Genomic DNA, 23,164 nt, shown 5'->3' with positions numbered 1-23,164 from the left:
CCTCGCTCAGTGGCAGGGCCGCACGGTGACGTGGCGCACGTCGTGCGCGGCGTTGTGCGCCAGCGGGCTGTCGGCAAAGGCCACGCCGTACAGCATCACCAAGCCCAGCAGCGCCGCGGCGGCAAGCTGGCGCGCGAGGTGGGTGCCGGTCAGGGCCTGGGTACCGAAGGTGGTGGGGTTCAGCGTCGTGGTGGTGGTCATGTCAGCTCCTTGAGGGGTGAGGGAAAAATGGGTTGGACAGCCATCTGGGCAATCGACACCGTGGCATTGCGACCATCGGCGCCACGGTGGCGCAGCTTCTCGACGCGCAGCGCGCTGGCATCGGCCGCGCCGGCGGCCAGCAGTGCCGCTGCTTCGCTGACCGAAGGCGTGCCGGTGTGGCGGCGCACGGTTTCGGATGGGTTGGGCACGGCGACCGCGGCCAGTTCGCCTGGTTCGTAGAAATGGACAGCCCAGCCGCGCTCTGCGGCCAGCGCCAACAGGCCCGGCTCGTCGGCCTTCAGCGTGATGCTGGCAACGGCGGCCACGTCGGCCAGCGTTGCGCCGATCTGCGCCAATGCGAGGTCGACGGCCTGCGCCAGCGTGGCCCGCGGCGTGCCGCGGTCACAGCCAATGCCCAGGGACAGCTTCACTGCGCGGCCTCGACCGGCGGCCGGTAGACCACCAGTTTCTCGTTGAGCTGCTGCCACTGCGCCTCGGGCACCTCTGCATGCGTGACCCACAGCACCGCGGCGAAGCGGGCAAGGTCCACTTCCTCGAAGCGGTCGAAGCGGTGGATGTTGGCGGGCAGCGGCGTGGGCCGGGTCCACCAGTGCGGGCTGCCGGCTTCCTGCACAAAGGCCACAGGCTCCTGGTTGACGACCGCGGCCGAGACGCGCGTGATGTTCAGCTTCGGCGCCTCCACGCGCCAGCCCAGTTCGCGGCCCAGGATGTCGACCGGGATGGTCTTGCCCACGTCCGAAGCGGTGGTCAGCACCGGCGTGGCCTGCAGCAGCTCGGCGACCTGTTCGGCCATGGCGTTGGCGCCGCCCACGTGGCCGGACAGCACGGGGATCACGAACTGGCCGGCGTCGTCCACGACCACCACGCCAGGGTCCTCGTCCTTGCTCTTCATGTGGGGCGCGATCAGCCGCACCACCGCGCCCAGCGAGACGAAGAACACGATCTGGTCGAAGCGCTGGAACAGGCCGGCAATCTCGTCCTTGAAGGCGCCGCTGTAGGCCAGCACCGGACTGGTGAGGCCAGCCATCGCGTCGGCAAACTTCGCGGCCACGCAGACCTCGGCTTCGGGCAATGCGCGGGCCAGCGCGGCGACTTGCGCTGCGCCATGCTTGGTGATGGCCACCAGCGCGATGCGGACGGTGGGGTTCGGGGCTTCAGTCATCGGCCATTTCCTCTTCGGTGATGGGAGCCGGCGCTGTGCCGGAGGTCTTCTTCTTGCAGCCCTTGATGCGTTCTCCGCGCTGGCGCAGCGGGTTCTGCACGATCAGCAGCGAGAGGTAATTGACCTTCTCGCCGCGCAGCGTGGTGATGTCACGCACCACACGCTCTTCCGGCGCGCCGGCCTTCTCGACGAAGCAGACGCGGTCCAGCAGGCCGCGCCGCTCGAACAGTGCGATCAGCTCATCCAGCAGCGGCTTGACCTTCATCAGCACCAGCGTGTCGAAGTCGTCCAGCAGGCGCTCGACCAGGTCCACGCCATAGGCCGCCGGCACGATGGCCACGGTGTCGTCCTGCTCGGCCAGCGGCTGGCCCAGCTCGGCGCAGCTGGCGATGAAGCTGGGCACGCCGGGCACGATCTCCACCGCCACCTCGGGCGCCATGGCTTTCACGGTCTGCGCCAGGTGGCCGAAGGTGGCGTAGGTGGACGCATCGCCTTCGACCAGGAACAGCACGTCGCGCCCGGCCTGCAGCAAAGGCAGCACGGCTTCAGCGGCGCGCAGCCAGGCGCGGCCCAGCTTTTCGCCGTCATGTGTCATCGGGAAGAGCAAGGCTTGCGACAGGCCCTGGCTGGCCGCCGGTGGCACCAGGCCAGCACGCGAGGCAATCGCCAGCGCATAGCTCTCGCTCTTGCCGCTGCGGATCGGCCAGGTCCACACGGTATCCGGCCGCTGCAGCAGCGCAAATGCGCGGCGAGTCATCAGCTCCGGGTCTCCCGGGCCGAGTGAGACGCCGAACAAGGTGCCGGTCATGACCCCACCTGCGCCTTCTGGGCACAGACGATCCAGACAGGGTTCTCGGCCGCCATGCGGTTCATGTGCAGGATGGGCTTGCTGCGCGCGGCTTGCAGTTGCAGCACGTCCCACACAACATTGGCTTCCTTCAGCGCCGCGGTCGCGGTGGCAAGGTTTTCCAGCGTCACGAAGTTCATCACCAGCCAGCCGCCGCTGCGCAGCCGGCGCAGGCACAGCGCGATCAGCTCGGCCAGCTCGCCGCCGGAGCCCCCGATGAAGACGGCGTCCGGGTCGGCCCAGCCGTCCAGCTGCTCGGGCGCCTTGCCGTGCACCAGCGTGTGGTTGGCCACGCCGAAGCTGGCGCGGTTGCGGCCGGCAATCGCCACGTCCGCCTCGTTTTTCTCGATGGCCCAGACATGGCCTTCCGGGCACAGCCGCGCGGCCTCGATGCCCACCGAGCCAGAGCCCGCGCCAATGTCCCAGACGATGCTGTCCGCGCGCAGTTGCAGCCGCGCCAGCGACACCGCCCGCACCTCCTGCTTGGTGATCAGGCCTTTGTCGGGCTGCCGCTGCTCGTAGGCCGCATCGGGCAGGCCGAAGCTGACCGGCCGCGGCCGGGCCTGGTGGCGCCACAGCAGCATCACGTTCGGTTCGGCAAACCTCATCTCGGCCGCTTGCGCGGCGCTCAGGCCGCTGTGGATCTTCTCGTCCGGCAACAGCAAGCGCTCGGCCACCGCAAGCTGGAAGTCCTCGCCCAGGCCTTCGGCCAGCAGCAGGCGGGCGACACGGTCCGGGCTGTTGGCCGGGCTGGTCAGCAGCGCCAGGCGCTCGTGGCGGCGCAGCGCCTGGGCCAGCGCGTACAGGCCGTGGCTCGGGTCCGCGCCGACAAGCCACTCGCCAGCGTCTTTTGCATGGATGCTGACGATCTTCAGGTCCTGCCAGACCAGGCCGACGCGGGCGCAGGCCAGCTGGATGGTGGAGACATTGGGTAGCACCTCGATGGCGTCCAGGCACAGCTTCATCGCCAGGTAGCCGGCAATGCCGTGGCACAGCGGATCGCCGGTGGCCAGCAGCACGCAGCGCTGGCCGCGCGCCTGCGCTTCGCGGATCTGCTCGACCACGGCGCCCAGGCCCGCCAGCTCGCGCCGCTCAGCCTCGGGCGAGATGCGGGCTTCCAGCAGCGCCAGCGTGCGCCGCGCGCCAATCACCAGGTCGGCCTCGGCCAGCGCCTGAAGCGCGGGCGGCGCGAGGCTGGCGGCGCCATCGTCCAGCACGCCGACGATGCGGCAGCGGGGCGGCGGCAGGTGTTCCATCTGCATGGTCAATCGTCCTCCCCAGCGGGGTCGTGTTCGGGTTCAAAAGCAGGCAGCGTCGGGTCTTCGGCCAGTGGGCCGGAGGAAGCCTCGGCGATCTTGTGGCCATCGAAGTCGCAGACCAGCACGTCGAGCTGGAAGCGGCCCGGGTAGCGGCCGATCACGGTTTCGACGACCTTCTCGGCCAGCGCCTGGTGGAAGGGTTCGAGCAGACCCAGCGCTGTCATGCGCTCGGACGCAAAGCGTGCCGTCTCGGCCGCGGCAATCGCCGCGCATTCGTCCGGCGGCGCGCCGATGCGCGCGGCCAGCTCGGCCAGCAGGCCGGTGTCGACCTCGGCGCGGTTGGCGTGGGTAATCGTTTCGCCCTGCGCGATCTTGGTCAGCTTGCCGACCATGCCGCCAATGACGATGTGCTTCAGGCCGACCTTGACCGAGGTGTCCAGCGCGTAGCGCAGGAAGTCGCCCATCTGCACGAAACAGGCCTCAGGCAGGCCGGGGCGCTCGGCAATGGCGAACTTCTCGGTCCGGCCGCCGGTGGTCAGCACCACCATGCCGGCGCCTGTCGTGGCCGCCACTTCCACGCCCTGCACCACGCTGGCCCGGTAGGCGGCCGTCGAATACGGCCGCACGATGCCGGTGGTGCCGAGGATGGAGATGCCGCCCAGGATGCCCAGCCGCGCGTTCAGCGTCTTCCTGGCCATGTCCAGGCCTTGCGGCACCGAGATGGTCACCGCCAGGCCGCATTCGTCCAGCAAGGCGCCTGCGGCAGTGCGCACATTGGCCTCGATGTTCTGCCGCGGCACCGGGTTGATAGCCGGGCCGCCGACCGCCAGGCCCAGGCCCGGCAGCGTGACGGTGCCGACGCCAAAGCCGCCCAGCAGCAGCACCTGGCCGGGCAGCTCGGGGCGCAGCGCCACGTCGGCGGTGAGCCAGGCCTTGTCAGTGCAGTCCGGATCGTCGCCGGCGTCCTTGATGACGACCGCGTGCGCGCAGCGCGCCCAGCCCTGGCCTTCGCAGCGTGGTTCGGTGACCGCGAAGCGCACGCGCTGGCCGTTGGGCAGGTCGCAATCGACCTCGGCCGGCACCTCGCCGTCCACCAGGCCCAGCACCGCCGCGCGCGCCGCCGCCGCCGAGCAGGCGCCGGTGGTGAAGCCCGTGCGGGTGCCGCGCTTGGCGGTCTTTTCCATCATGACGAGCTGCGCTCCTGCGCTTCGGCCAGGCCGAGCAGCGCATGGATGGCGGCGACGACCAGCGTCGAGCCGCCCTTGCGACCGCGGATCACGATCCACGGCACCTCGTTCACCGTGGCCATCAGGTCCTTGGACTCGGCCGCCGAGACAAAGCCCACCGGCATGCCGACGACCAGCGCCGGCTTCACGCCCTCTTCGCGAATCAGCCGCACCAGCTCGATCAAGGCCGTGGGCGCATTGCCGATGCCGACGATGGCGCCGTCCAGCAGGCCGTGGCGATGGGCCTGGCGCATGGCCTGCACGGCGCGCGTCGTGCCCTCGGCGGTGGCCTGGGCGATCACGTCCGCGTCGCTGATGAACTGGTGCGTGGCCATGCCGAAGTGGGCCAGCCGCGGGCGCGAGAGGCCCACGCAGATCATCTCCACGTCCGCCACCACCGGCGCGCCGCCGGCCAGCACCGCGCGCAGCCCGGCGGCCACCGCGTCGGGGTGGAAGTCGGTCAGGCCGTTGAAGTCGAAATCGGCGTTGGCGTGGATCATGCGGCGCACGATGGACCACTGGGCGGACGTGTAGAAGGCCTGCGGTCCGACCTCGGCGTCGATCACCGCAAACGAGTCGTGCTCGATCGCGCGGCCGGCCGCCGTCAGCTGCTCGGTGACGACGTTGCCGTTCGGGATCTCAGGCATGGCTGTGGCCCGCGTGGTCGTGGCCGTGCGCACGGTCGTGTGCATGCCCGTGCTCATGTGCATGGTCATGCGCCTGCGCCGGCACGTGGCCGTCGTCGTGGTGATGGTGGCCCTGGCCGTGCTCCTCGGCGAAGAGGCGGAACTTGCAGCCGTCGCAAGGCATCAGCGCTTCGGGCGCGCCGTCCAGCAGGTCGTGCACGCGCTGGTCCATCAGCCCGAAGATTTCGGGCTCGAAACCGAAGTAGTGGCCGCTGGCAAAGCGCACATGCGGGTACTGCAGGCGCAGGTGATCGATCTGCCGGCCGATGCGCTGCACCAGCGTGCCGGTGAACAGGTAATACGGCAGCACGACGATCTGCCGCATGCCCAGCAGCACCTGGCGCTGCACGACCTTTTCCAGCCGCGGCCAGGTGATGCCGGTGAAGGCCAGGTCCACCAGCTCGTGGTCAGTCTCTTCCAGCAGCCAGCGCGCCATCTTGGCCAGCTCGCCATTGGCGCCGCGGTCCGACGAGCCGCGGCCCAGCACGATCACGCCGGTGCCGGTCGGGTCTGGCATGTCCAGCGTGTTCATCGCGCTGCGCAGCTGGCGGCGGAGGATTTTCAGGATTTGTTCGCCGGCACCCAGGTGCGGCGCGTAGAGGAACTGCACGCCCGGGCTTTCGGCCCGCGCCTCGGCGATGTGCTCGGGGATCTCCATCTTCGCGTGGCCGGCCGCGTTGAGGATCAACGGCAGCACCAGCACGCGCCGGCTGCCGATTGCGGCGCGGCGCAGGCCGGCTTCCAGCATCACCTCGGCGAATTCGATGAAGCAGACCTCGATGCGCCATTCGGGGTGCCTGGCTCGCCACTGCGCGGCGAACAGCTCGATCTCGTCGTTGCCGCTGCGTTCTCTTGACCCATGCCCGATGATCAGGACCGTATCGGTCAGTGCGGCGTGGGTGTGCGCGGCGGTTTGCAGTGCGATGGGCACGATGTCGTTCATGAGGTTTCCTTCGTGGCTTCGCTCGCGCGCCGGAAGCGGTGCGTGAACGTGGCGTCGTACAGCTTGGATTTGGTGAGCTCGGCCCAGCCGCGCGCGCCCAGCGTGGGGCTGGCGATGACCATGGCCTGGCTGACGATGCCGGCCTCGCGGCACAGCTGCTTGATGGTGGCCACCGTGCCGCGCACGATGCGCTCTTCGCCCGGCCAGCTGGCCTTGTGCACCACCAGCACCGGTGCGTCTTCCGGCCAGCCGGCTTCGCGCAGGCCTGCCTCGACCTTGTGCAGCAAGGTGATGGACAGGAAGATGCACAGCGTGCAACGGTGCGCCGCCAGCTCGGCCAGCGATTCGCCGGCCGGCATGGGCGTGCGGCCCTCCACGCGGGTGAAGATCGTCGTCTGCGTGACCTCGGGCAGCGTGAAGCTTTCGACCGCCGCGGCGGCCGAGGCCATGGCCGAAGACACGCCCGGGACCACGCCGATCGGGATGCCGGCGGCGTCCAGCGGCTGCACCACCTCGATCAGCGTGCCGTACAGCGCCGGGTCGCCGGTCTGCAGGCGCAGCACGGTCGCATGGCGGCTGGCGCGCTCGGTCAGCCAGGCGACCATCTCGCCCAGCGTCATGTCCTTGGAGTCGGCGATCTCGCAGCCGGCTGGCGCCCAGCGCGTGGCGGCTTCGCTGACCAGCGAGCCGGCGAACAGGATGGCGCCAGCGCGTTCGATAAGGCCGCGGCCCTTGACCGTGATCAGGTCCGGGTCGCCCGGGCCGGCGCCAACGAACCAGACCGTGCCCGGGCGTGCGGCGGCCACAGGCCTCTCGGGTGCCGGCGCATCGGGTGCCAGGTGCATCTCGTCTTCCTCCGTCGCCCCCACCGGGCATGGCGCTGCAAAAGCGCAGGACGAAACGAAGACGAAAAACGGGGATGGACGCGCTGGAGGGCCCGGTTGCCCGGACGTGGTGGCGCATGCACCCCATCGCCCACCGCAACGGCCTGCTCACATGCGACAGGCCGGTCTCCGGGCTCGCGAGCCGCCGGGCATGCAGGTGCACGCCGGCTGGCCGCCGATCCCCTTCCCACACCCTTGATTGTCGGGCGCAGTGGTCGAAACGCCGGGCCAGGCCCGTCGCCGATCGGCTGCCAGAAACTCGCTTACCGTTGCGGGGGCAGCGCCGGAATTGGAAGAACCCTGGGGTTTCTTGCGCACCGGCTTCCCGTTTCATCTTGCCCAACCCGAAGGCCTGGCAAGACACCTGAAGCTGGTGGCAGTGTAACGGCTAGGCCGGCGCCACGGCCACCGCGCGCCGGGTGCCGAGCAACAGCAGCGCGGCCAGCACGGCAAAGCCGGCGCTGGCCAGCGGCACTGGGCTGGCATCTTCGCCCTGTACCATGAAGGACGCCACCAGCGGGCCAAACGCACTGCCCAGCAACTGCGCCGCGGGCACCAGGCCGGCCAGGCGTCCACTGGCATCGGCACGGAAGGCCAGGCCGATGTGGAAGGGCAGCATGAACAGCCAGACGAAGCCAAACACCGCGCAGGCCAGTGCAAAGGCCTGCGGCCGGCCCGGTGGCAGGCTGTGCACCGTGAGCGTGGCGGCGGCCAGCAGCGCCGAGGCCAGCGCCAGCAGCGGCAACACCGGCCAGCGGCGCACTGCCAGCGAGCCCACGCTGCCGCCGATCACCTGCATCACCAGCACGCCGGCAATCAAGGTCTGCGCGGCTTGGGCATCGAATCCTGCGGCCTGCGCCAGCGGGTCCAGGTAGGCCCAGAACGCGCCCAGCGTGGCCAGCTGCAGGAAGACCACCGCCAGCGGCAGCGCGGTGGCCAGTGACCAGCGAAAGCCCGAGGCAGCCGCCGGGGCCAGCGGCGCCAGCTTCGCCGGCTGCAGCCAGGCCAGCACGCACACCAGCGCCGACAGCAGTGCCAGCGCGACAAACGCACCCTGCCAGCCCCACGGCGGCACCACCGCCTTGGCCAGCACCAGCCCGAGCGCGGCCTGCGCCAGCGTCTGCACCACGAAAAACACGCCGCCAATGCGCGCCGGCTGGGCGCAGCGCACGATCACGCCGGTCGTGCCCCAGACCAGCACGCCTTCGGCGAGACCCGCCGCGGCGCGCACGGCGATCAGCGCGCTGTCGCCCACGGCGCGCAGCGTCAGCAGGTCCAGGGCCGCCGTAAGCAGCGCCGCAATGATGGTGATGCGCCGCAACTGCGCCCCCGGCAGCAGCGCGTCGCCCAGCACCACGCCCAGGCCGACCGCGACGATCTCGCCCATCGCCACCAGGCCCACGCCTTCCAGCGTCAACGCCTTGGCCTCCAGCAGCGCGCCCAGCACGATGGGCTGGGTGCCGATGATCAGCACCGCGATGGCGCCCACCGCCAGTGCCGCCGCGACCTGCGCCGTGGACCAGGCCTCACCTTCGTTCCGGCTCATGCTCACTCCTCCGCCATTACCCTCGTGGATCAATAGCCTTTTGCCTCTTCGGGCAACAGGGCTTGCGCAAAGCGTGCCATGGCCCGCTGCTCGTCCTTCATCAACCGGCCGTTGGCAATGGTGCGCACCAGCCACGGCAAGGGCCTGACCTTGCCGCCGGTGGCGGCAGCCAGCACAAAGGCCTTGGCGCATTTTTCGAACAGCTCGGCATTCAGCGCCAGCCGTGTCGCGGTGGCGCCCAGGCAGACGACGCGGCCTTGCAGCAACAGCGCGTTGCCGCCAGCCGCCAGGGACCGGCCCAGTTCGGCCGGGTCGTTCACGGCCGGGCCCATGCGGCCGAGGTGCCGCGCCTGTTCGTCGAAGACGGTGGGCATGGTGCCGCCAAAGTCCGGCAGGCACAGCCCGAACGGGCCGCCGCCGATGGCGATGGCGCCCACGTCCGGCCGCAGCCGGTAGATCGCCGCGTGCGTGCGGGCATCGCCTGGCCAGACGGCCGGCGCGTTGACGCCTTGCCATGCCACACTGCGCGGCATGTGGGTGCCTGTGCTGTTCCACCACATGGCTTCTTCCCCCGGCAGGCGCAGCGACAGGCTGGCGACGCTTTCGCCGACCTGGCCCATCACGCCGCGCGCCTGCAGCCGCACGAACAGCGGCCACCATGCAGCGTCCAGGTCAGACGCAGCCGAAGACATCATCGAAGCGGTTGAGGGCGTCATCGATGACCTCGTCGGTGTCGGCCAGGCTGGTGTAGATGCGGCTGCCGGCCAGCGTGACCAGGCCGTGCGCGGTGTAGGCCGCGCCCATCTCCTCCATCATGTGCTTGCGGGCCTTGGCCTCGTCCTTGGCGCGCCAGAGCTTGTAGAGGTTGCCGGTGTCCATCAACAGCACGCCCGAGGTCTGCAGGTGCACGATGGAGCCCATGTTGTAGGCCACGTAGGGCAGCGCGCGGCGCTGGATGATCTCGTCCAGCCCCTTGCGCAGCCGGTCGCCCGCACGGCCGGCCACGCCCGCCGCGTCGCAGCGCTGCGCCTCCTTCAGCGCGTAGTACCCCGCCACGCACGAGAGTGGGTTGGCCGACAGCGTGCCGCCGACAAACGCCCGCCGCGCGGTGGTGCCGATGCCACCGACCAGCAGCATCATCACGTCCTTGCGGCCGCCGATGGCGCCGGCCATCGGGTAGCCGCCGGTGAGGCATTTGCCCAGCACCGTCAGATCCGGCGTGACGCCGAAATAGGCCTGCGCGCCGCCCATGCCGAGACGAAAGCCGGTGACGACCTCGTCGAAGATCAGCAGCGCGCCGAATTCATCGCAGAGCTTGCGCACCTCGGCGTTGTAGCCAGGGTGCACCGGGCGTGTGCCGCTCTCCGGGCCCAGCGGCTCCAGCAGCACGGCCGCAGTGCCGCCGCGCAGGCGGTTCCATTGCAGTTTGCGGCGCAGCGCTTCCAGGTCGTTCGGGTGGCATTCCTGCGTATGGCCGGTCACACCGTGCGGAATGCCGACGGCCTCCATTCGGCCGGTGCCGGGCAGGCGCATGCCGTAGACCAGCTGGTCGCTCCAGCCGTGGTACGCGCCGCCAATCTTGACGATCCACTTCCTGCGCGTGTAGGCCCGCGCCAGCCGCACCGCGCCCATCACCGCCTCGGTGCCCGAGCCCAGCAGCCGCAGCATGTCCACGCCCGGCATCACGCTGCAGACCAGCTCGGCCAGCTTGACCTCGTATTCATGCAGCAGGCCGGTGACCGGGCCGCAGGCGTCCAGCACCTCGTTGACCTTCTGCCGCACCGCCGGGTGCTTGCTGCCCAGCAGCGTGGGGCCGCCGGCCTGCAGGAAATCGATGTAGCGGTTGCCGTCCACATCGGTCAGGTGCGCGCCTTCGGCCTTGGCCACGGCCAGCGGAAACGGATGGTTGAAGGCCAGGTTGTGCTGCACGCCACCGGGGATCACTGCCTGCGCCCGTTCGGCCAGGCGCCTGGAGCCCTGGCAGCGCTCATCGAAGTAGCGCATCACGCGGGCCATCTCGGGCGGACGGATCGGCCGCATCGGCTGCTGGACCAGCTCGCTGAAGCGCCGGTACAGCGTGCCAACCTCGGGCCAGGCCGAGATCGCAGGCCGAGGTGCCGCTGCAGTGGCGGGAAAGGCAATGGGGTCGGAGGTCAGCGCGCTCATGGCATCGGTTCAATCGTCGGTTGCGCAGCCAGCGCGTTCAGCACCCGCGTCAGCGCGGGTTGCAAGGCAAGGTTGGCGGCGCGTTCGGCAATGCGCCGCGCCAGTTCGGCATGCGCCAGCGCCTCCAGGTCCACGACCGCGCGCATCGCCTGATCAATGCCGGCGCCGCAGCACAGGATGCCGTGGTTGCGCATCAAGTAGGCGTGCACGTCGGGCCGCAGCGCGCGGCCCAGCTTGGCCGCGAGCCAGCCGGTGCCCGAAGGCGCATAGCCGACCACCGGCACGCGCTGGCCCAGCGAGCCGCGCAGCGCGGGCGGCACGGCCAGCGCCTGGCCCAGCAGCGCGCAGGCGCTGGCGACCGGTTGGTGCGTGTGGATGCTGCAGCCCACGTCGGGCCGGGCGCGCAGCAAACGCGCATGCAGCCCTGTTTCCACCGATGGCGCGCGCGCGCCTTCGAGCTGCGCCAGGTCGGCCAGCCGCAGCACTGCCACGTCGGCCGCAGCCATCGCGTGGTAGTCGGTGGCCGAAGGCGTGACGGCGAAGTGCTGCGCGTCGATGCGCAGCGCCAGGTTGCCGCCGGTGCCGGCGAAAAAGCCTTGGTGCGACAGCGCCAGGCACAGGTCCACCACGGTCTGGCGTTCGGCAGCGTGTTTCATGCGGCGGACTCCAGCGCGGCAGGCACCGGCAACGCGCCGGGCTGGGGCGTGTTCAGCCGGCGGTACAGCGGCGCGAGCCGGGTGCGCACTTCCTTGAAGGTCTCGAACTGGTCCTGGTGCAGGCGCTGCAGTGCGAGGTTGGGCGCGTAGGTCGCGCGCACGCGCCGCATGCCGTCCAGCTCATCGAATCTCAGCTCGCCCAGCGCCACCGCGGCAATGAAGGCCGCGCCAATGGCATTGGCCTGGATCGGGCTGGCCAACTGGCGAATGGGCTGGCCGGTCACGTCGGCCATGATCTGGCACCAGACGTCCGACTGCGCGCCGCCACCAACCGCCGTGATGGTGCCCACGTCTCGGCCCAGCAGCCGCGCAAACGGCTCCAGCATCCAGCGCGTGTTCAGCGCCACGCCTTCGAGGAAGGCGCGGAAGATGTCTTCGCGCGAATGCGCCAGCGACAGGTTCAGCAGCCCGGCACGCAGGTGTGGGTCGTCCACCGGCGTGCGCTCACCCATCAGCCAGGGCGTGTAGATCAGCCCGCGCGCACCGGGCGGCACGCGCGCGGCGATCTTGTTCAGCAGCTCGTAGACGGCGGGGTGCTCTTCGTCGCTGGCCAGCTCGTCGGGGTGGTAGAGGATGCGGTCGCGCAGGAACGAGAGGTTGGCGCCGGCAGTCGACTGCAGCGCCATCGCCAGGTAGCGGCCGGTGACCGCGCAGGGCACGGCCGCGAGCTTGTGGCGCACATCGGTCTTCATCTTCGGCACATGGGCACCCAGCCATGAAGAAGTACCTAAATAGAGGTGGGCTTGATGGTCGCCCACCGCGGCGCCGACCGCCACCGCCGAGTTGTCCATCGCGCCGGCCACCACCACGGTGCTGGCCGGCAGCCCCAGCGCCGCCGCCACCTCGGGCAGCAGCGGGCCGAGGATGGCTGTGGACTTCACCAGCGGCGGCAGCTTGTCGGCGTCGATGCGCAGCATGCGGATCAGGCCGGCGTCGTAGCGCAGGTTTTCCACGTCGCGGTTGTCGGTGACCCAGGCGGTGAGCATCGCGTCCTGCGTCGCGCAGCAGCGGCCGGTCAGGCGCAGGTTCAGGTAGTCCAGCGCGTTGAGGAACTTGTGCGTGCGGGCGTAGCGCTGCGGCTCTTCATCGCGGATGTAGGCCATGTGGCCGGCGGCGTCCCGGCCGGTGGCCGACGGCGCGCCGCCGGTCAACCGCAGCCAGCGCCACAGCTTCAGCGGCCCGTAGCCTTCGATGTTCAGCAGCTTGCCACGCGCACGGCGGGCGATGGCCGCGGCACCGCGCGAATCCAGCCAGCTCATCGCCGGGCTGATGGCCTGGCCTGCCTTGTCCACGCAGACCGTCACCTCCGTCTGCGTGGAGCAGCAGACGGCCACCACGCGCGCACGCCGCGCCGCATCAGCCGCCAGCAGCTCGCCCGCGGCGCCCAGCAAGGCCGCCCACCAGTCCTCCGGCTGCTGCTCGGCCAGCGCACCCTGCACACGCAGCGCCACCGGGCGGAACGCCCAGGCGACGACCACACCGTCCAGCGAGACCAGCGCGCACTTGCAGCCGGAGGTGCCGAGGTCAACCGCGAGGATCAGGCGCGCATCGGAGAGCGGTGGCATGGACAGCGGGTGACCAGGATCAGAAGCGCCGCAGCACCGAGACGACGAAGCGGTTGTCGTCGGTGGCGCGCAGCTTGGAACCGTCCACCGCCAGGTAGAGCTCGCGCGCCTTGGTGTTGCTGGTCATCCAGTCGGCGTTCCACTCGAAGCCCCATTGCTTGTGGGTGATGCCGATGCTGTAGTCCGAGAAATCGGCTTCCTTGAAGTGCTTGATCTTCTGCAGGCCGGCATGCAGGTTCAGCGTGGTGGCAGGCGCCAGGTTGAACTTGTAGCCCAGGTCGAACAGCCAGCTGCCGCGCGAGTTCTGGTCGCCGCGGGCGTAGCAGGCCAGGCCTGGCGTCGGGTCCGGGTTCAGCGCCAGCATGGTGCCGCAGACGCCGCCGGTGTCCGCCCCGCGATAGGTCTTGGAGATGACGTTCAGCACCCGGCCTTCGAGCTCGCCGTAGTTGATCTCCAGCACCGCGAACTTGCTGTTGAAGTTGCTGCTGCGCACGTCGGTGGGCGTGAAGGTCTCGAAGTCGAAACCGTGCGGTGCGTCGAACTTCGCGCCAGGGAAAAACTCGGTCGCCAGGCCCAGGCCGAAGTGCCAGCCCTCCGGGTCGCCAAAGCGGTAGCCACCGGCCACCGTGAAGCCCAGGCCGTCGCCTTCGAGGAACTGCTTCTTGCTGACGGTCGCCACCTCGATCAGGCCGATCAGCCCGCTCTCGTGCGCCGCCTCCACGCTCAGGCGCAGGCCGGGCTTTTTCAGCGAATCGGAAATGCCGCGGGTGCGCTGGTCCGAGCTGAGCTTGAGCGAGGTGTCGACCGCGAAGCTGGCGGTGTCGGACTCCGCGTGCGCCGGCAAGGCCGCGGCCAAGGGCAGGGCCAGGGCCAGGGCGGCGATGAGCAAACGGGGCGTGGGCATGGATGTCGTCTCCTCCGGTGGGTGGACAGGTCAGGGTTTGCAGGCCGGGGCCGCGGGCAGCGCGGCAACCCGCTTGAGCAGTTCGGTCTGGCCCAGCACCTCCACGCCCACGAAGGCGCGGATGGCCAGGTCGCCCGACTTGATGCGCACCACGCCCTTGTATTTCTTCTTGTCGCGCGGGTCGTAGACCCAGCCATCGCGCCAGGCCTCGTTCTCGTAGCGCGCCAGCTGGGCGATCTGCACGCCGCAGGTGTCGGCCGGCGTGCCGGCGTCCTTGTCCCAGACGATGCGGCCGCACAGCGCGCCGGCCTGGTCGGCACAGGGCTTGAACTCGATCACCGCGTCCTTCTCGGCCGTCATCCACAGGCCTTGGGCCTCTTCCGGCCCCGCGGCCCAACAGGACGCGCCGGCCAGCGCAGACACCAGCGAACACAGCACCGAACAAAACATCTTTGGCATCGGAACGCTCCAGGCTTGAGGTGGATCAGAACGTCATCAGGTAGTCATGGCTAGTTTATAGCGATGACTATCGTTTTTGTCTACTCTTCCGGCGTCCTTTCGCTGGGACAATCCCGAACAGACCTGCTGAACCCGATGCCCGCTACCCGCAAACCCGCGCCTTCGCTGGCGACCAAGAAACAGCCCGCGCAGGCGCGCGCCACGGAAACCTACGAGCGCATCCTGGAAGTCACGGCGCACACGCTGGCCGACGTGGGCATCGAGCGCCTGTCGACCAACCTGGTGTGCGAGCGCGCCGGCTTGAGCCCACCGGCCCTGTACCGCTACTTCCCGAACAAGTACGCACTGCTGTCCGAACTCGGCCAGCGCCTGATGCAGCAGCAAAACGAGCTGGTGGGCCGCTGGATCAGCGTCGAGCTGTTTGCCGGCAGCCCGCAGGCGCTGGAAGACGCGGTGGCCGGCCTGGTGCTGGACACCTACCGCGTCACCGCGCAGACCGTGGGCGGCGTGTGGATCATGCGGGCGCTGCGCGCGGTGCCCGCGCTGCAGCAGGTGCGCCTGGCCTCGCATGCCGAAGTCACCGCGGCCCAGACCGAGCTGCTGGCGCAGGCGCTGCCGCAGGCCAACAAGGCCGAGCTGCGGCTGGCCAGCCGCATCGTCGTGGAGCTGATCTATGCCACCGTCGAAATGCTGTTCGACGAAGCCCTGGACGAACAGGCCGTGGCCCGCACCGTGGCCGGCATGCTGCTCAGCCACCTGGAACGCATCCGGCCCGGGCTGGCGAAGAGGCCAGCCGCTCGCCGCACCGCCTTGGCGGGTCGAAACAAGGCCTGATCCGCCACAAATTGGGGACTCAAGCTTCCAAGACCGAGCAGCTTGCTCAAGCTTGGAAAACAGGCGCCGATAGCGGTGAAAGCTCTGATGCATGCCCGCTTGCATGCTGGGGTTCCCCCACACACGCTGTCCAAAGAGGCGCCCCAATGAACACCTGGACCCACTGGAAAATCGGCACCCGGCTCAGCCTGGGGTTCGCCGCCGTCCTCACCTTGCTGATCGTGATCACCACCAGCGCCTGGTGGCGACTGGACAGCACCATGCGCGCGATGCACAACATGATGGACGAGCCACTGGCCAAGGAGCGCATCGTTTCCGACTGGTATCGGGGCATCCATACCAGCGTGCGCCGCACCACCGCGATCGTGAAGAGCGCCGACCCCTCTCTGGCTGCCTTCTTTGCGCCCGAGAACAAGGAGGCCACGACCAAGATCACCGAGCTGACGCAGCGCCTGGAAGCGCTGCTGCGCAGCGACCAGGAACGCCAGCTCTACCAAGAGGTGATGACGGTGCGCAAGCGCTATGTCGCAGCGCGCGACGAGATCGTCGCCACCAAGGCCCAGGACCCGGGCCAGGCCGAAGCCTTGTTCGAGCGCAGCTTCATGCCCGCAGGCAAGGCCTATCTCGAAACCTTGCAAGGCCTGCTGGATGCGGAGCGGGCACAGATCGACAGCTTGCGTTCCGACATCGACAAAGACGCCGCTGCGGCCCGCCAGCATCTGCTGGCGCTGGGCGGCCTGGCGCTGATCCTGGGCATGTTCTGCGCCTGGTCCATCACCCGCAGCGTGACCGGGCCACTCCGACATGCCGTGGCCGAGGCCCAGCGCGTGGCCGCTGGCGACCTGCGAGAGCAGGGCAGCGCGCCGCCCGCCCGCCATGACGAAACCGGCCAGTTGCTCACCGCGCTGGCGCAGATGCGCAATGCCCTGGCCCAGATGATCCATGGCATCCGCGATTCGACCGACAGCATGGGCATTGCCAGCCGTGAAATCGCCTCCGGCAACCAGGACCTGAGCCTGCGCACCGAGCAGACCGCCAGCAACCTGCAGGAAACCGCTTCGGCCATGGAGCAGCTGACGGCCACCGTGGGCCACAGTACCGACAACGCCCGGCAGGCCAGCCAGCTGGCCGCCTCGGCCGCCGAAGTGGCTGCCCGCGGCGGCGCTGTCGTCTCCCAGGTAGTCGCCACCATGGGCGACATCAACAGCTCATCGAAGCGCGTGGTGGACATCATCGGCGTGATCGACGGCATTGCCTTCCAGACCAACATCCTGGCGCTGAACGCGGCCGTGGAAGCGGCCCGCGCAGGCGAGCAGGGCCGCGGCTTCGCCGTGGTGGCCAGCGAAGTGCGCACGCTGGCCCAGCGTTCGGCCCAGGCTGCCAAGGAAATCAAGGCCCTGATCGGCGCCTCGGCAGAGCGGGTGGACAGCGGCACCGCGCTGGTGGCGGATGCAGGCCGCACGATGCAGGAGCTGGTGGGCTCGGTGCAGCGCGTCTCGGACATCATCGGCGAGATCTCTGCTGCTGCCGGTGAGCAGCACGACGGCATCGGCCAGGTGAACATCGCCGTGACCCAACTGGACCAGATGACCCAACAGAATTCTGCACTGGTGGAGCAGAGCGCTGCCGCGGCGCAAGCGCTGAGCCAGCAGGCCGAACGCCTGGCCCACTCGGTGCGCCGCTTCCAGCTGGCGGCCTGACCGACGGGCGCCCAGGGGCCGCCGCAAGGCATCACCGGTGGCGCCAAGGGCCGAGCACAGATCATGTTGCAATCCTGACCGCCTTGTTGTCCCTGGCACCACTGCAAGTGCAGGAGGCACGCAAGCGCTACCCCGTGCCCGAGGCTGATGCGGCCGGCCTCCTGATTGGCCCGGAGCTGGACCACAAACTGGATAAGCAGGGCATTTCCAGCCGGGCCATCGATCCGGTCTGCAAATACCTGGGCCTGGGCAAAGGTGCGCTGGCCGAATACCTCGACCTGGACCGCACGACAGCCGCCCGCCTGATCGCCAGCGACCGTCCGTTGCCCACCCATTCGGCCGAAAGCATGTCGCGCCTGCTGGAACTGCAGCACCTGGCGCTGGACACCTTCGAGTGCCCGGCGGGTGCGATGGCCTGGCTGGGCAAACCAAACCCGCTGCTCGAAGGCGACAGCCCGCTGGAAGCCGCCAAGACCTCCTTCGGCGGCGAGCGCGTCAGGGACCTTCTGCTGGCCATCAAGTACGGCGGCGCGGCTTGACCAGCGTCTGGCGGATCGGCCACTGCCCCGCGCCACAGCCCGCCCCTTCGGCCCTGCTGGCGAACTGGCGTGACGACCAGTCCATCAGCCAGCGCATCGGCATGGCCTGGCTGCAATCGGGCGCGAGCCTGGCGCTGTGGGTCCCTTCGTTCGTCGCGCCGTTGGAGATGAACCTGCTGCTGAACCCGGCCCACCCACAGTACCGGCAGTCAGTTCGACCCGCGGCTTTTCTGAAATTTGGGGTCGCAGCCGGCTTGACGTGAGGCTATTCGGGAGAATTCGGCCCTGGATTTTCCAAAGCCTGCCGCCTTTGACGCGAAACGTGCGGCGATGAGCCAGGCGCCCTGATTCAGGCTGCCGCGGGCATCCACAGGTCCAGCATGCTTTCCAGTGCCGAACGTGTCACCGGCTTGGCCAGGTAGGCGTTCATGCCGACGGCGATGCACTGCTCCATGTCGCCGGAAATGGCGCTGGCGGTGAGGGCAATGATCAGCAAATCGTTCAGGCCGGCTTCGCGCAGCCGGCGCGTGGCCTCGAAGCCGTCCATCTCCGGCATCAGGCAGTCCATCAGCACCAGGTCATGATCGTGGCGCAGCGCCATCTCCACGGCCTGCCTGCCGTTGGCGGCCTCGAAGACCTCGAACCCCAGGTCTTCCAGCATGGCCCGCGCCACCATCGCGTTGACGGCGTTGTCCTCGGCCAGCAGCACGCGCCGGCCCTGGAAGCGGCGCGGCTGCTCGGCCGGGCTTGCCGGCGTCTCGGCCAGCGCCACCGGCAGCGCTGAAATGGCGGCCAGCGTCATTGGCAAGGTGGCCAGGAAAACCGAGCCACGCCCGGGCTCGCTGCTGGCCTCCAGCCGGCCCCCCATCAGGTGCACCAGCTCCTGGGCGATGGCCAGGCCAAGGCCGGTGCCGCCATAGCGCCGGGTGGTCGAGCGGTCCGCCTGGCTGAAGGGCCGGAACAGCCGCGGCAGCGCCGAGGGGTCGATGCCAATGCCGCTGTCCTGCACGCGGAACTGCAGCAGGATCCTGCCGGGCTGCTCGCCTGGCAGCGGCCGTACCGCCAGCCGCACCTGGCCGGCTTCGGTGAACTTCAGCGCGTTGCTGAGCAGGTTGGACAAGACTTGCTGCAGCCGCACCGGGTCGCCCAGCACGGCAGCCGGCAAGTCTGGCGACAGCTCGCCGGACAGCTCGATGCCCTTGCGCCGGGCCTGCACGCCAAACACCTGCAACGTCTCGTTGATCAGCCCCCGCAGGTCCATCGCAATCTCTTCGAGCTCAACCGCGCCGGCCTCGATCTTGGAGATGTCCAGCACGTCGTTGACCAGCTTCAGCAGCAGCTCGCCCGAGCCATAGGCGGCCTGGGCCATCTCTCGCTGGCGCGGCGTGAGCTCGGTGTGCAGCAGCAGGTCGGCCATGCCCAGCACGCCGTTGAGCGGCGTGCGGATCTCGTGGCTCATGCTGGCCAGGAAGGCCGACTTGGCACGGTTCGCGTCGTCCGCCGCGTTGCGCGCTTCGTTGGCCTCGCGCTGGGTAACCATCAGCTGGCCCAGCGCCAGGGCCTGGCGCGTCAGCAGACGGTGCACCGCCGCGCTCAGCGCGAGCAGCGCCGCGGTGGCCGCGAGCATGAAGGCGCCGATCCAGCTGGCGCTTTCTTGCCAGCGTGCCAGCACCAGGGTCTCGGAGCCGGTGATCGTGACCAGCAGCGGGTAGGCCGGCGACATGGTCGCGCTGACGATGCGCAGCCGGGTGTCGCTGGGGTTGCTGGGCCGCGGGCCACGCAGCACCTCGGTGACGGTGCTGCCGCCGGCATTCGGCATGGCGGCCAGGCGCTGGGCCACGCCGGGCACCGGTTGGCCCATCAGCGCGTCGCTGGTCGGATAGCGGGCCAGCACCCTGCCGTCGGGGCGCAGCAGCGTCAACGTGGGCTCACGCTGGCCCAGGTTGATGGAGCGGTAGAACTCGCCGAAATAGTCGCTCTCGATGCCCACCAGCGCCAGGCCGATCATGCGGCCTTGCGGATTGGCCACCTTGCGCGCGATGTAGAAGGTCCAGCTGCCGTTGCCGCGGTTCTGCACCGGCACCGACAGGTAGAGCTTGAGCCTGGGGTCGGCCACGTGGGCCGCGAAGTAGTCGCGGTCGCCGAGCTGGATCTGGGGCGGCGGGAAGCTGCGCGAGAAATTGATCAGCTCGCCGCCGGCCAGCGCGACGCTGATGACGTCGACCTGCGGCAGGTCGGCCTGGAGCTGCCGCAGCTTGGCAAAGGCCTCGGGCGTGCCCATCAGCCGGCGCAGCGCCGCTTCGTCGGCCGGCTGGGCCCGCTCGGCTTCTTCGACCACCCGCTGCAGCACCGCGTCGGCCGCGGCAATCGTCTGGTCGGCATGCTGGCTGGTCAACCGGCACAGCGCGGACAGCGAACGCTGCCAGTCGGCCAGCGCGTCCTCGTGCGCCCGCCAGATCGCCAGCCCACCCAGCGCCCAGGCCGAAGCGATCAGCAGCCCGCTGGCGCCCAGCACCAGCCAGGTCCAGCGCATGCGCCCACGCTCGGCGCGCGGCGGCGGGTCTGCCTTGATCAGCACGGGCATGGGGGGCGGCTGGCTCGCGCGTCTTCCGCGTCTTCCACGTTTTCCACGTTTTCCATTTTCCACCGCGGACCCGGCAGGTCCGGGGGGCGCTTCAGGGTCAACGGTTGTAGCACGCGGCCGCCGACCCTGTCTGCCGGGACACACCCGCCGCGCCCGCCCGCCCGCCCGCAGTTTCGCGGCCCCAGCACCCGAAGGAGCGCTGAACAAGGCAGCACAGATCTGGGCCGGATTTGCGGCTTTGTTCCAGCTTTGGCCCCTCAATGAAAAAGCCCAACATGCCGATACATGCGAGAGCCGCGTGGATTCCGGTGACAAGGCCGTCGGCCGCGTCGGATCCACCCCCCTCACCAAATGCTCCGACAGAGGAAATCAGGATGAACCGCAAGCAATGCCTTGCCACGCTCGTGGCAATCTCCAGCCTCACTTTGGCCAGCGCGCTGCCGGCTTTCGGCAACGAGCTGCCCGCCGAGGTGCAGGCCAAGGTCGAGAAGGCCAAGAAGCGGCTGGCCGAACTGGCCGCCAATCCCACCGTGGTGGCCGCCGTGCGCGAGGCCAATGGCCATGACGGCGGCGGCATGACCAACGGCAAGTGGGTTGACCTGACGGACGCCGACCCGGCGGTCAAGAGCATGCTGGCCAGCAAGGTCAGCGTGCAGATCGCCAAGTGGGAAACCGAGGACGACACGGTCAACAAGCTGGTGCTGCGCGACCAGAAGGGCAACCTGATCGGCGCCAGCATCCGACCGCTGATCTACAACAACGCCAGCCGACCGGTGTTTGCCAACCCGATCAAGGGCCAGGTCTGGTCCGCCAATGAGATCAAGCCCGACACCTCCACCCAGATCCCCAGCGTGCACGTTGCCGCACCGGTGATGGATGGCGGCAAGGCGATTGGCGTGTTGCAAGCCGGTGTGACCGCCAAGTAATTTCGCTGGAATCAACCGTGCGTGCCCGGACACCGGGCCGCATTGGAGGAACGCATGTTCAAGAATTTGAAAGTTGGCGCAAGGCTGGCGCTCGGCTTTGCCGCGGTGCTGGCACTGATGACCGTGATCAGCGCGATTTCGCTGAGCAGGCTGTCGGCCATCAAGGCCGACCTGGCAGCAGTGACCGGCGAGGCGCCCGAGCGCCTGGCCAGCAACCTGCGCGACCTGGCCCGCTACCAGGCGATCGCGCTGCGAGACGTGGTGATGCAGGACGACGTGGCCTTCAAGAAGAAGGAATTCGACCTGATGAAGAAGTCCCGCACCGAGTACGAGCACACCGCCCAGACCCTGGGCGCGATGCTGACCGAACCCGCGACCAAGGCCGCCTTCGACAAGGCCGCAACCGCCCTGCAGGCGACCAAGGCGCCGATGGAAAAAGCCATCGACAAATCCATGGCCGACGACATGCCTGGCGCTGCCGAGACCGTGCGCGAAGAAGTCCGCCCGGCCCAGCTGGCCCACGTGGCTGCGCTGGACCAGGTGGTGGAAGCCGTGCAGGAAGCTTCGCGGGTGCGCAACGAGCAGGCCGACAAGGCCTACCAGCGCGCGGTGATGCTGATCATCGGCCTGTCGATCACCGCACTGGTGCTGGGCGTGCTGATTGCCTGGCAGATCCAGCGCAGCATCACCCGGCCGCTGAACATCGCGGTGGACGTGGCGCAGGCGGTGGCGGGCGGTGACCTGTCGCGCGTCATCAGCGTGCAGTCGGACGATGAAGTCGGCCGCCTGCTGAAGGCGCTGCAGACGGTCAACACCGACCTGGGCCGCACGATGCTGCAAGTGCGGTTTGCGGCAGAAACCATGCAGACGGCGTCGCTTGAAATTGCGGCCGGCAATGCCGACCTCAGCCAGCGCACGGAGCAGCAGGCCTCCAGCCTGCAGCAGACGGCCTCCTCGATGGAGCAGCTGACGGCCACCGTGAAGAACAACGCCGACACCGCACGCAGCGCCGCGCAGATGGCCAGCTCGGCCAGCGCCGCGGCCGCCAAGGGGGGCGACGTGGTGGCCCAGGTCGTCACGACCATGGATGCCATCAAGGCCAGCTCGCAGAAGATCGCCGACATCATCGGCACCATCGACGGCATCGCCTTCCAGACCAACATCCTGGCGCTGAATGCCGCGGTCGAGGCGGCCCGGGCCGGCGAGCAGGGTCGCGGCTTCGCGGTCGTGGCCAGCGAAGTGCGGGCGCTGGCCCAGCGCTCGGCCCAGGCTGCACGCGAGATCAAGACCCTGATCGGCGCCAGCGTCGAGAACGTCGAAAACGGCGCCACCCTGGTCAGCACCGCCGGCACGACGATGAGCGACATCGTCGACCAGGTGCAGCGCGTCACCGACCTGATCGGCGACATCAGCAGCGCCACGCAGGAGCAGACCACGGGCATCGGCCAGGTCAGCCAGGCGGTGGTCCAGCTGGACCAGGTCACGCAGCAGAACGCCGCGCTGGTCGAGCAGAGCGCCGCCGCGTCCGAAAGCCTGAAGCAGCAGGCCGGCAAGCTGGTCGACGTGGTCAACGTCTTCACGCTGGCGCCCGGCGCCCACGCCGCACTGGCCTGAGCAGGCGCAGCCTCGGCGCTGCACCAAGATCACCAGGCCGCGTCCCGGGAGGGGCGCGGCTGTTTTCTATTTGGCATGTTCACGTTGCGCGGCTTCCAACAGCTGCAGCCGTCTGGCCTGGAAGATTTGCAGAGACTCCCGCAAATCAAGCAGCTTGTGCATGCTCAGCGGATCCAGCCCCCCATTGGCCGCCTTGGCATCTTCCAGCCGAAGGATGTGAGCCTCCACCGCGAGAATGCCTTGCTCGATGGCGTCGAGCACATCAAAACGGTTCGTCATGGCGGGTCCAGTTGCACTTTCAATCCCGGGCGTCCAGCGAGGAAGGCGCCCCTCCCGCATGTGACTCGCAAAAGGCCGCGATGAACGTGGGAATGAACGCACC

24 protein-coding genes and 1 riboswitch are annotated in these 23,164 nt (G+C 69.1%); of the genes, 6 read left to right on the top strand and 18 right to left on the bottom strand.

Translation table 11 applies throughout. From position 1 onward, the window contains the following. Window positions 1–6 precede the first annotated feature (6 nt). The 16 genes from LRH25_RS16715 to LRH25_RS16640 form a co-directional block, all read right to left on the bottom strand. Window positions 7–201: a CbtB domain-containing protein gene (locus LRH25_RS16715; RefSeq protein ID WP_141290303.1), complete on the bottom strand. Its 195-nt coding sequence runs from the start codon at window positions 199–201 to the stop codon at window positions 7–9. Beyond that, complete coding sequence (locus LRH25_RS16710) at window positions 198–632, bottom strand: cobalamin biosynthesis protein (RefSeq protein ID WP_141290302.1); 435 nt, start codon at window positions 630–632, stop codon at window positions 198–200. Before LRH25_RS16710 ends, LRH25_RS16715 begins: the two co-directional genes overlap by 4 nt. Further along, window positions 629–1,384, bottom strand: coding sequence for a cobalamin biosynthesis central domain-containing protein (locus LRH25_RS16705; RefSeq protein ID WP_141290301.1), 756 nt, complete (start codon window positions 1,382–1,384; stop codon window positions 629–631). Before LRH25_RS16705 ends, LRH25_RS16710 begins: the two co-directional genes overlap by 4 nt. Beyond that, on the bottom strand, window positions 1,377–2,192 hold the full coding sequence (gene cobI, locus LRH25_RS16700; protein ID WP_141290300.1) for a precorrin-2 C(20)-methyltransferase: 816 nt from the start codon (window positions 2,190–2,192) through the stop codon (window positions 1,377–1,379). Before cobI ends, LRH25_RS16705 begins: the two co-directional genes overlap by 8 nt. Continuing rightward, complete coding sequence (gene cbiE / locus LRH25_RS16695) at window positions 2,189–3,487, bottom strand: precorrin-6y C5,15-methyltransferase (decarboxylating) subunit CbiE (RefSeq protein WP_231011791.1); 1,299 nt, start codon at window positions 3,485–3,487, stop codon at window positions 2,189–2,191. The genes cobI and cbiE overlap by 4 nt, the downstream gene beginning before the upstream one ends. Window positions 3,488–3,495: 8 nt before the next feature. Further along, window positions 3,496–4,677 carry a cobalt-precorrin-5B (C(1))-methyltransferase gene (locus tag LRH25_RS16690; protein ID WP_231011708.1) on the bottom strand — a complete coding sequence of 394 codons (1,182 nt, stop codon included), beginning with the start codon at window positions 4,675–4,677 and terminating at the stop codon, window positions 3,496–3,498. Next, window positions 4,674–5,363 (bottom strand): precorrin-8X methylmutase, encoded by a 690-nt coding sequence (locus tag LRH25_RS16685; protein WP_211361624.1) that lies wholly within the window; start codon window positions 5,361–5,363, stop codon window positions 4,674–4,676. Before LRH25_RS16685 ends, LRH25_RS16690 begins: the two co-directional genes overlap by 4 nt. Further along, window positions 5,356–6,345: a sirohydrochlorin chelatase gene (locus LRH25_RS16680; RefSeq protein WP_141291304.1), complete on the bottom strand. Its 990-nt coding sequence runs from the start codon at window positions 6,343–6,345 to the stop codon at window positions 5,356–5,358. Before LRH25_RS16680 ends, LRH25_RS16685 begins: the two co-directional genes overlap by 8 nt. Then, window positions 6,342–7,190 carry a precorrin-4 C(11)-methyltransferase gene (gene cobM, locus LRH25_RS16675; RefSeq protein ID WP_231011706.1) on the bottom strand — a complete coding sequence of 283 codons (849 nt, stop codon included), beginning with the start codon at window positions 7,188–7,190 and terminating at the stop codon, window positions 6,342–6,344. Before cobM ends, LRH25_RS16680 begins: the two co-directional genes overlap by 4 nt. 142 nt (window positions 7,191–7,332) lie before the next feature. Beyond that, window positions 7,333–7,612, bottom strand: a riboswitch (cobalamin riboswitch). A gap of 5 nt (window positions 7,613–7,617) precedes the next feature. Continuing rightward, window positions 7,618–8,775 carry an MFS transporter gene (locus LRH25_RS33130; RefSeq protein WP_310742430.1) on the bottom strand — a complete coding sequence of 386 codons (1,158 nt, stop codon included), beginning with the start codon at window positions 8,773–8,775 and terminating at the stop codon, window positions 7,618–7,620. A gap of 29 nt (window positions 8,776–8,804) precedes the next feature. Then, entirely contained in the window at window positions 8,805–9,491 is a 687-nt protein-coding gene (locus tag LRH25_RS16665) for a hypothetical protein (RefSeq protein ID WP_231011703.1), read from the bottom strand. Continuing rightward, window positions 9,448–10,941 carry an aspartate aminotransferase family protein gene (locus LRH25_RS16660; protein ID WP_141291000.1) on the bottom strand — a complete coding sequence of 498 codons (1,494 nt, stop codon included), beginning with the start codon at window positions 10,939–10,941 and terminating at the stop codon, window positions 9,448–9,450. The genes LRH25_RS16665 and LRH25_RS16660 overlap by 44 nt, the downstream gene beginning before the upstream one ends. After that, a complete protein-coding gene (locus tag LRH25_RS16655) occupies window positions 10,938–11,597 on the bottom strand; it encodes a class II aldolase/adducin family protein (protein WP_231011701.1) in 660 nt (219 codons plus the stop codon). The genes LRH25_RS16660 and LRH25_RS16655 overlap by 4 nt, the downstream gene beginning before the upstream one ends. After that, complete coding sequence (locus tag LRH25_RS16650) at window positions 11,594–13,222, bottom strand: xylulokinase (protein ID WP_231011699.1); 1,629 nt, start codon at window positions 13,220–13,222, stop codon at window positions 11,594–11,596. The genes LRH25_RS16655 and LRH25_RS16650 overlap by 4 nt, the downstream gene beginning before the upstream one ends. A gap of 19 nt (window positions 13,223–13,241) precedes the next feature. Beyond that, window positions 13,242–14,126 carry a TorF family putative porin gene (locus tag LRH25_RS16645; RefSeq protein WP_141288557.1) on the bottom strand — a complete coding sequence of 295 codons (885 nt, stop codon included), beginning with the start codon at window positions 14,124–14,126 and terminating at the stop codon, window positions 13,242–13,244. Window positions 14,127–14,156: 30 nt separating this feature from the next. After that, entirely contained in the window at window positions 14,157–14,585 is a 429-nt protein-coding gene (locus tag LRH25_RS16640) for a DUF2147 domain-containing protein (protein WP_231011697.1), read from the bottom strand. A gap of 135 nt (window positions 14,586–14,720) precedes the next feature. On the opposite strand from LRH25_RS16640, the gene LRH25_RS16635 reads away from it, so the two are divergent. From LRH25_RS16635 to LRH25_RS16620, 4 genes are all read left to right on the top strand, one after another. Next, window positions 14,721–15,419 (top strand): TetR/AcrR family transcriptional regulator, encoded by a 699-nt coding sequence (locus LRH25_RS16635; protein ID WP_141288558.1) that lies wholly within the window; start codon window positions 14,721–14,723, stop codon window positions 15,417–15,419. A gap of 146 nt (window positions 15,420–15,565) precedes the next feature. Next, window positions 15,566–17,119: a methyl-accepting chemotaxis protein gene (locus tag LRH25_RS16630; RefSeq protein ID WP_141288559.1), complete on the top strand. Its 1,554-nt coding sequence runs from the start codon at window positions 15,566–15,568 to the stop codon at window positions 17,117–17,119. A gap of 83 nt (window positions 17,120–17,202) precedes the next feature. Beyond that, entirely contained in the window at window positions 17,203–17,658 is a 456-nt protein-coding gene (locus LRH25_RS16625) for an Xre family toxin-antitoxin system antitoxin (RefSeq protein ID WP_141288560.1), read from the top strand. Continuing rightward, window positions 17,655–17,921, top strand: coding sequence for an RES family NAD+ phosphorylase (locus tag LRH25_RS16620; RefSeq protein ID WP_211361434.1), 267 nt, complete (start codon window positions 17,655–17,657; stop codon window positions 17,919–17,921). Before LRH25_RS16625 ends, LRH25_RS16620 begins: the two co-directional genes overlap by 4 nt. A gap of 86 nt (window positions 17,922–18,007) precedes the next feature. On the opposite strand, the gene LRH25_RS16615 is transcribed toward LRH25_RS16620, so the two are convergent. Beyond that, window positions 18,008–20,242 carry a hybrid sensor histidine kinase/response regulator gene (locus LRH25_RS16615; RefSeq protein WP_231011696.1) on the bottom strand — a complete coding sequence of 745 codons (2,235 nt, stop codon included), beginning with the start codon at window positions 20,240–20,242 and terminating at the stop codon, window positions 18,008–18,010. Between the two features lie 374 nt (window positions 20,243–20,616). Here LRH25_RS16615 and LRH25_RS16610 point away from each other — a divergent pair, with 374 nt between their 5' ends. Together LRH25_RS16610 and LRH25_RS16605 are read left to right on the top strand one after the other, a co-directional pair. Continuing rightward, window positions 20,617–21,168: a hypothetical protein gene (locus LRH25_RS16610; protein ID WP_141287035.1), complete on the top strand. Its 552-nt coding sequence runs from the start codon at window positions 20,617–20,619 to the stop codon at window positions 21,166–21,168. 54 nt (window positions 21,169–21,222) lie between these two features. Continuing rightward, window positions 21,223–22,782, top strand: a complete 1,560-nt coding sequence (locus LRH25_RS16605; RefSeq protein WP_141287037.1) for a methyl-accepting chemotaxis protein — start codon at window positions 21,223–21,225, stop codon at window positions 22,780–22,782. A 66-nt stretch (window positions 22,783–22,848) separates the two neighbouring features. Here LRH25_RS16605 and LRH25_RS16600 read toward each other — a convergent pair whose 3' ends face one another. Then, the gene (locus LRH25_RS16600; RefSeq protein ID WP_141287038.1) at window positions 22,849–23,061 is read right to left on the bottom strand and encodes a hypothetical protein; all 213 of its coding nucleotides are present in this window, start codon (window positions 23,059–23,061) and stop codon (window positions 22,849–22,851) included. Window positions 23,062–23,164 lie beyond the last annotated feature (103 nt).

Source organism: Ideonella azotifigens (genome assembly GCF_021043325.1).
GTDB classification, from domain to species: domain Bacteria; phylum Pseudomonadota; class Gammaproteobacteria; order Burkholderiales; family Burkholderiaceae_C; genus Ideonella; species Ideonella azotifigens.
The sequence above is the reverse complement of the archived record's forward strand: the minus strand, read 5'-3'. Positions and strand labels throughout refer to the sequence as shown.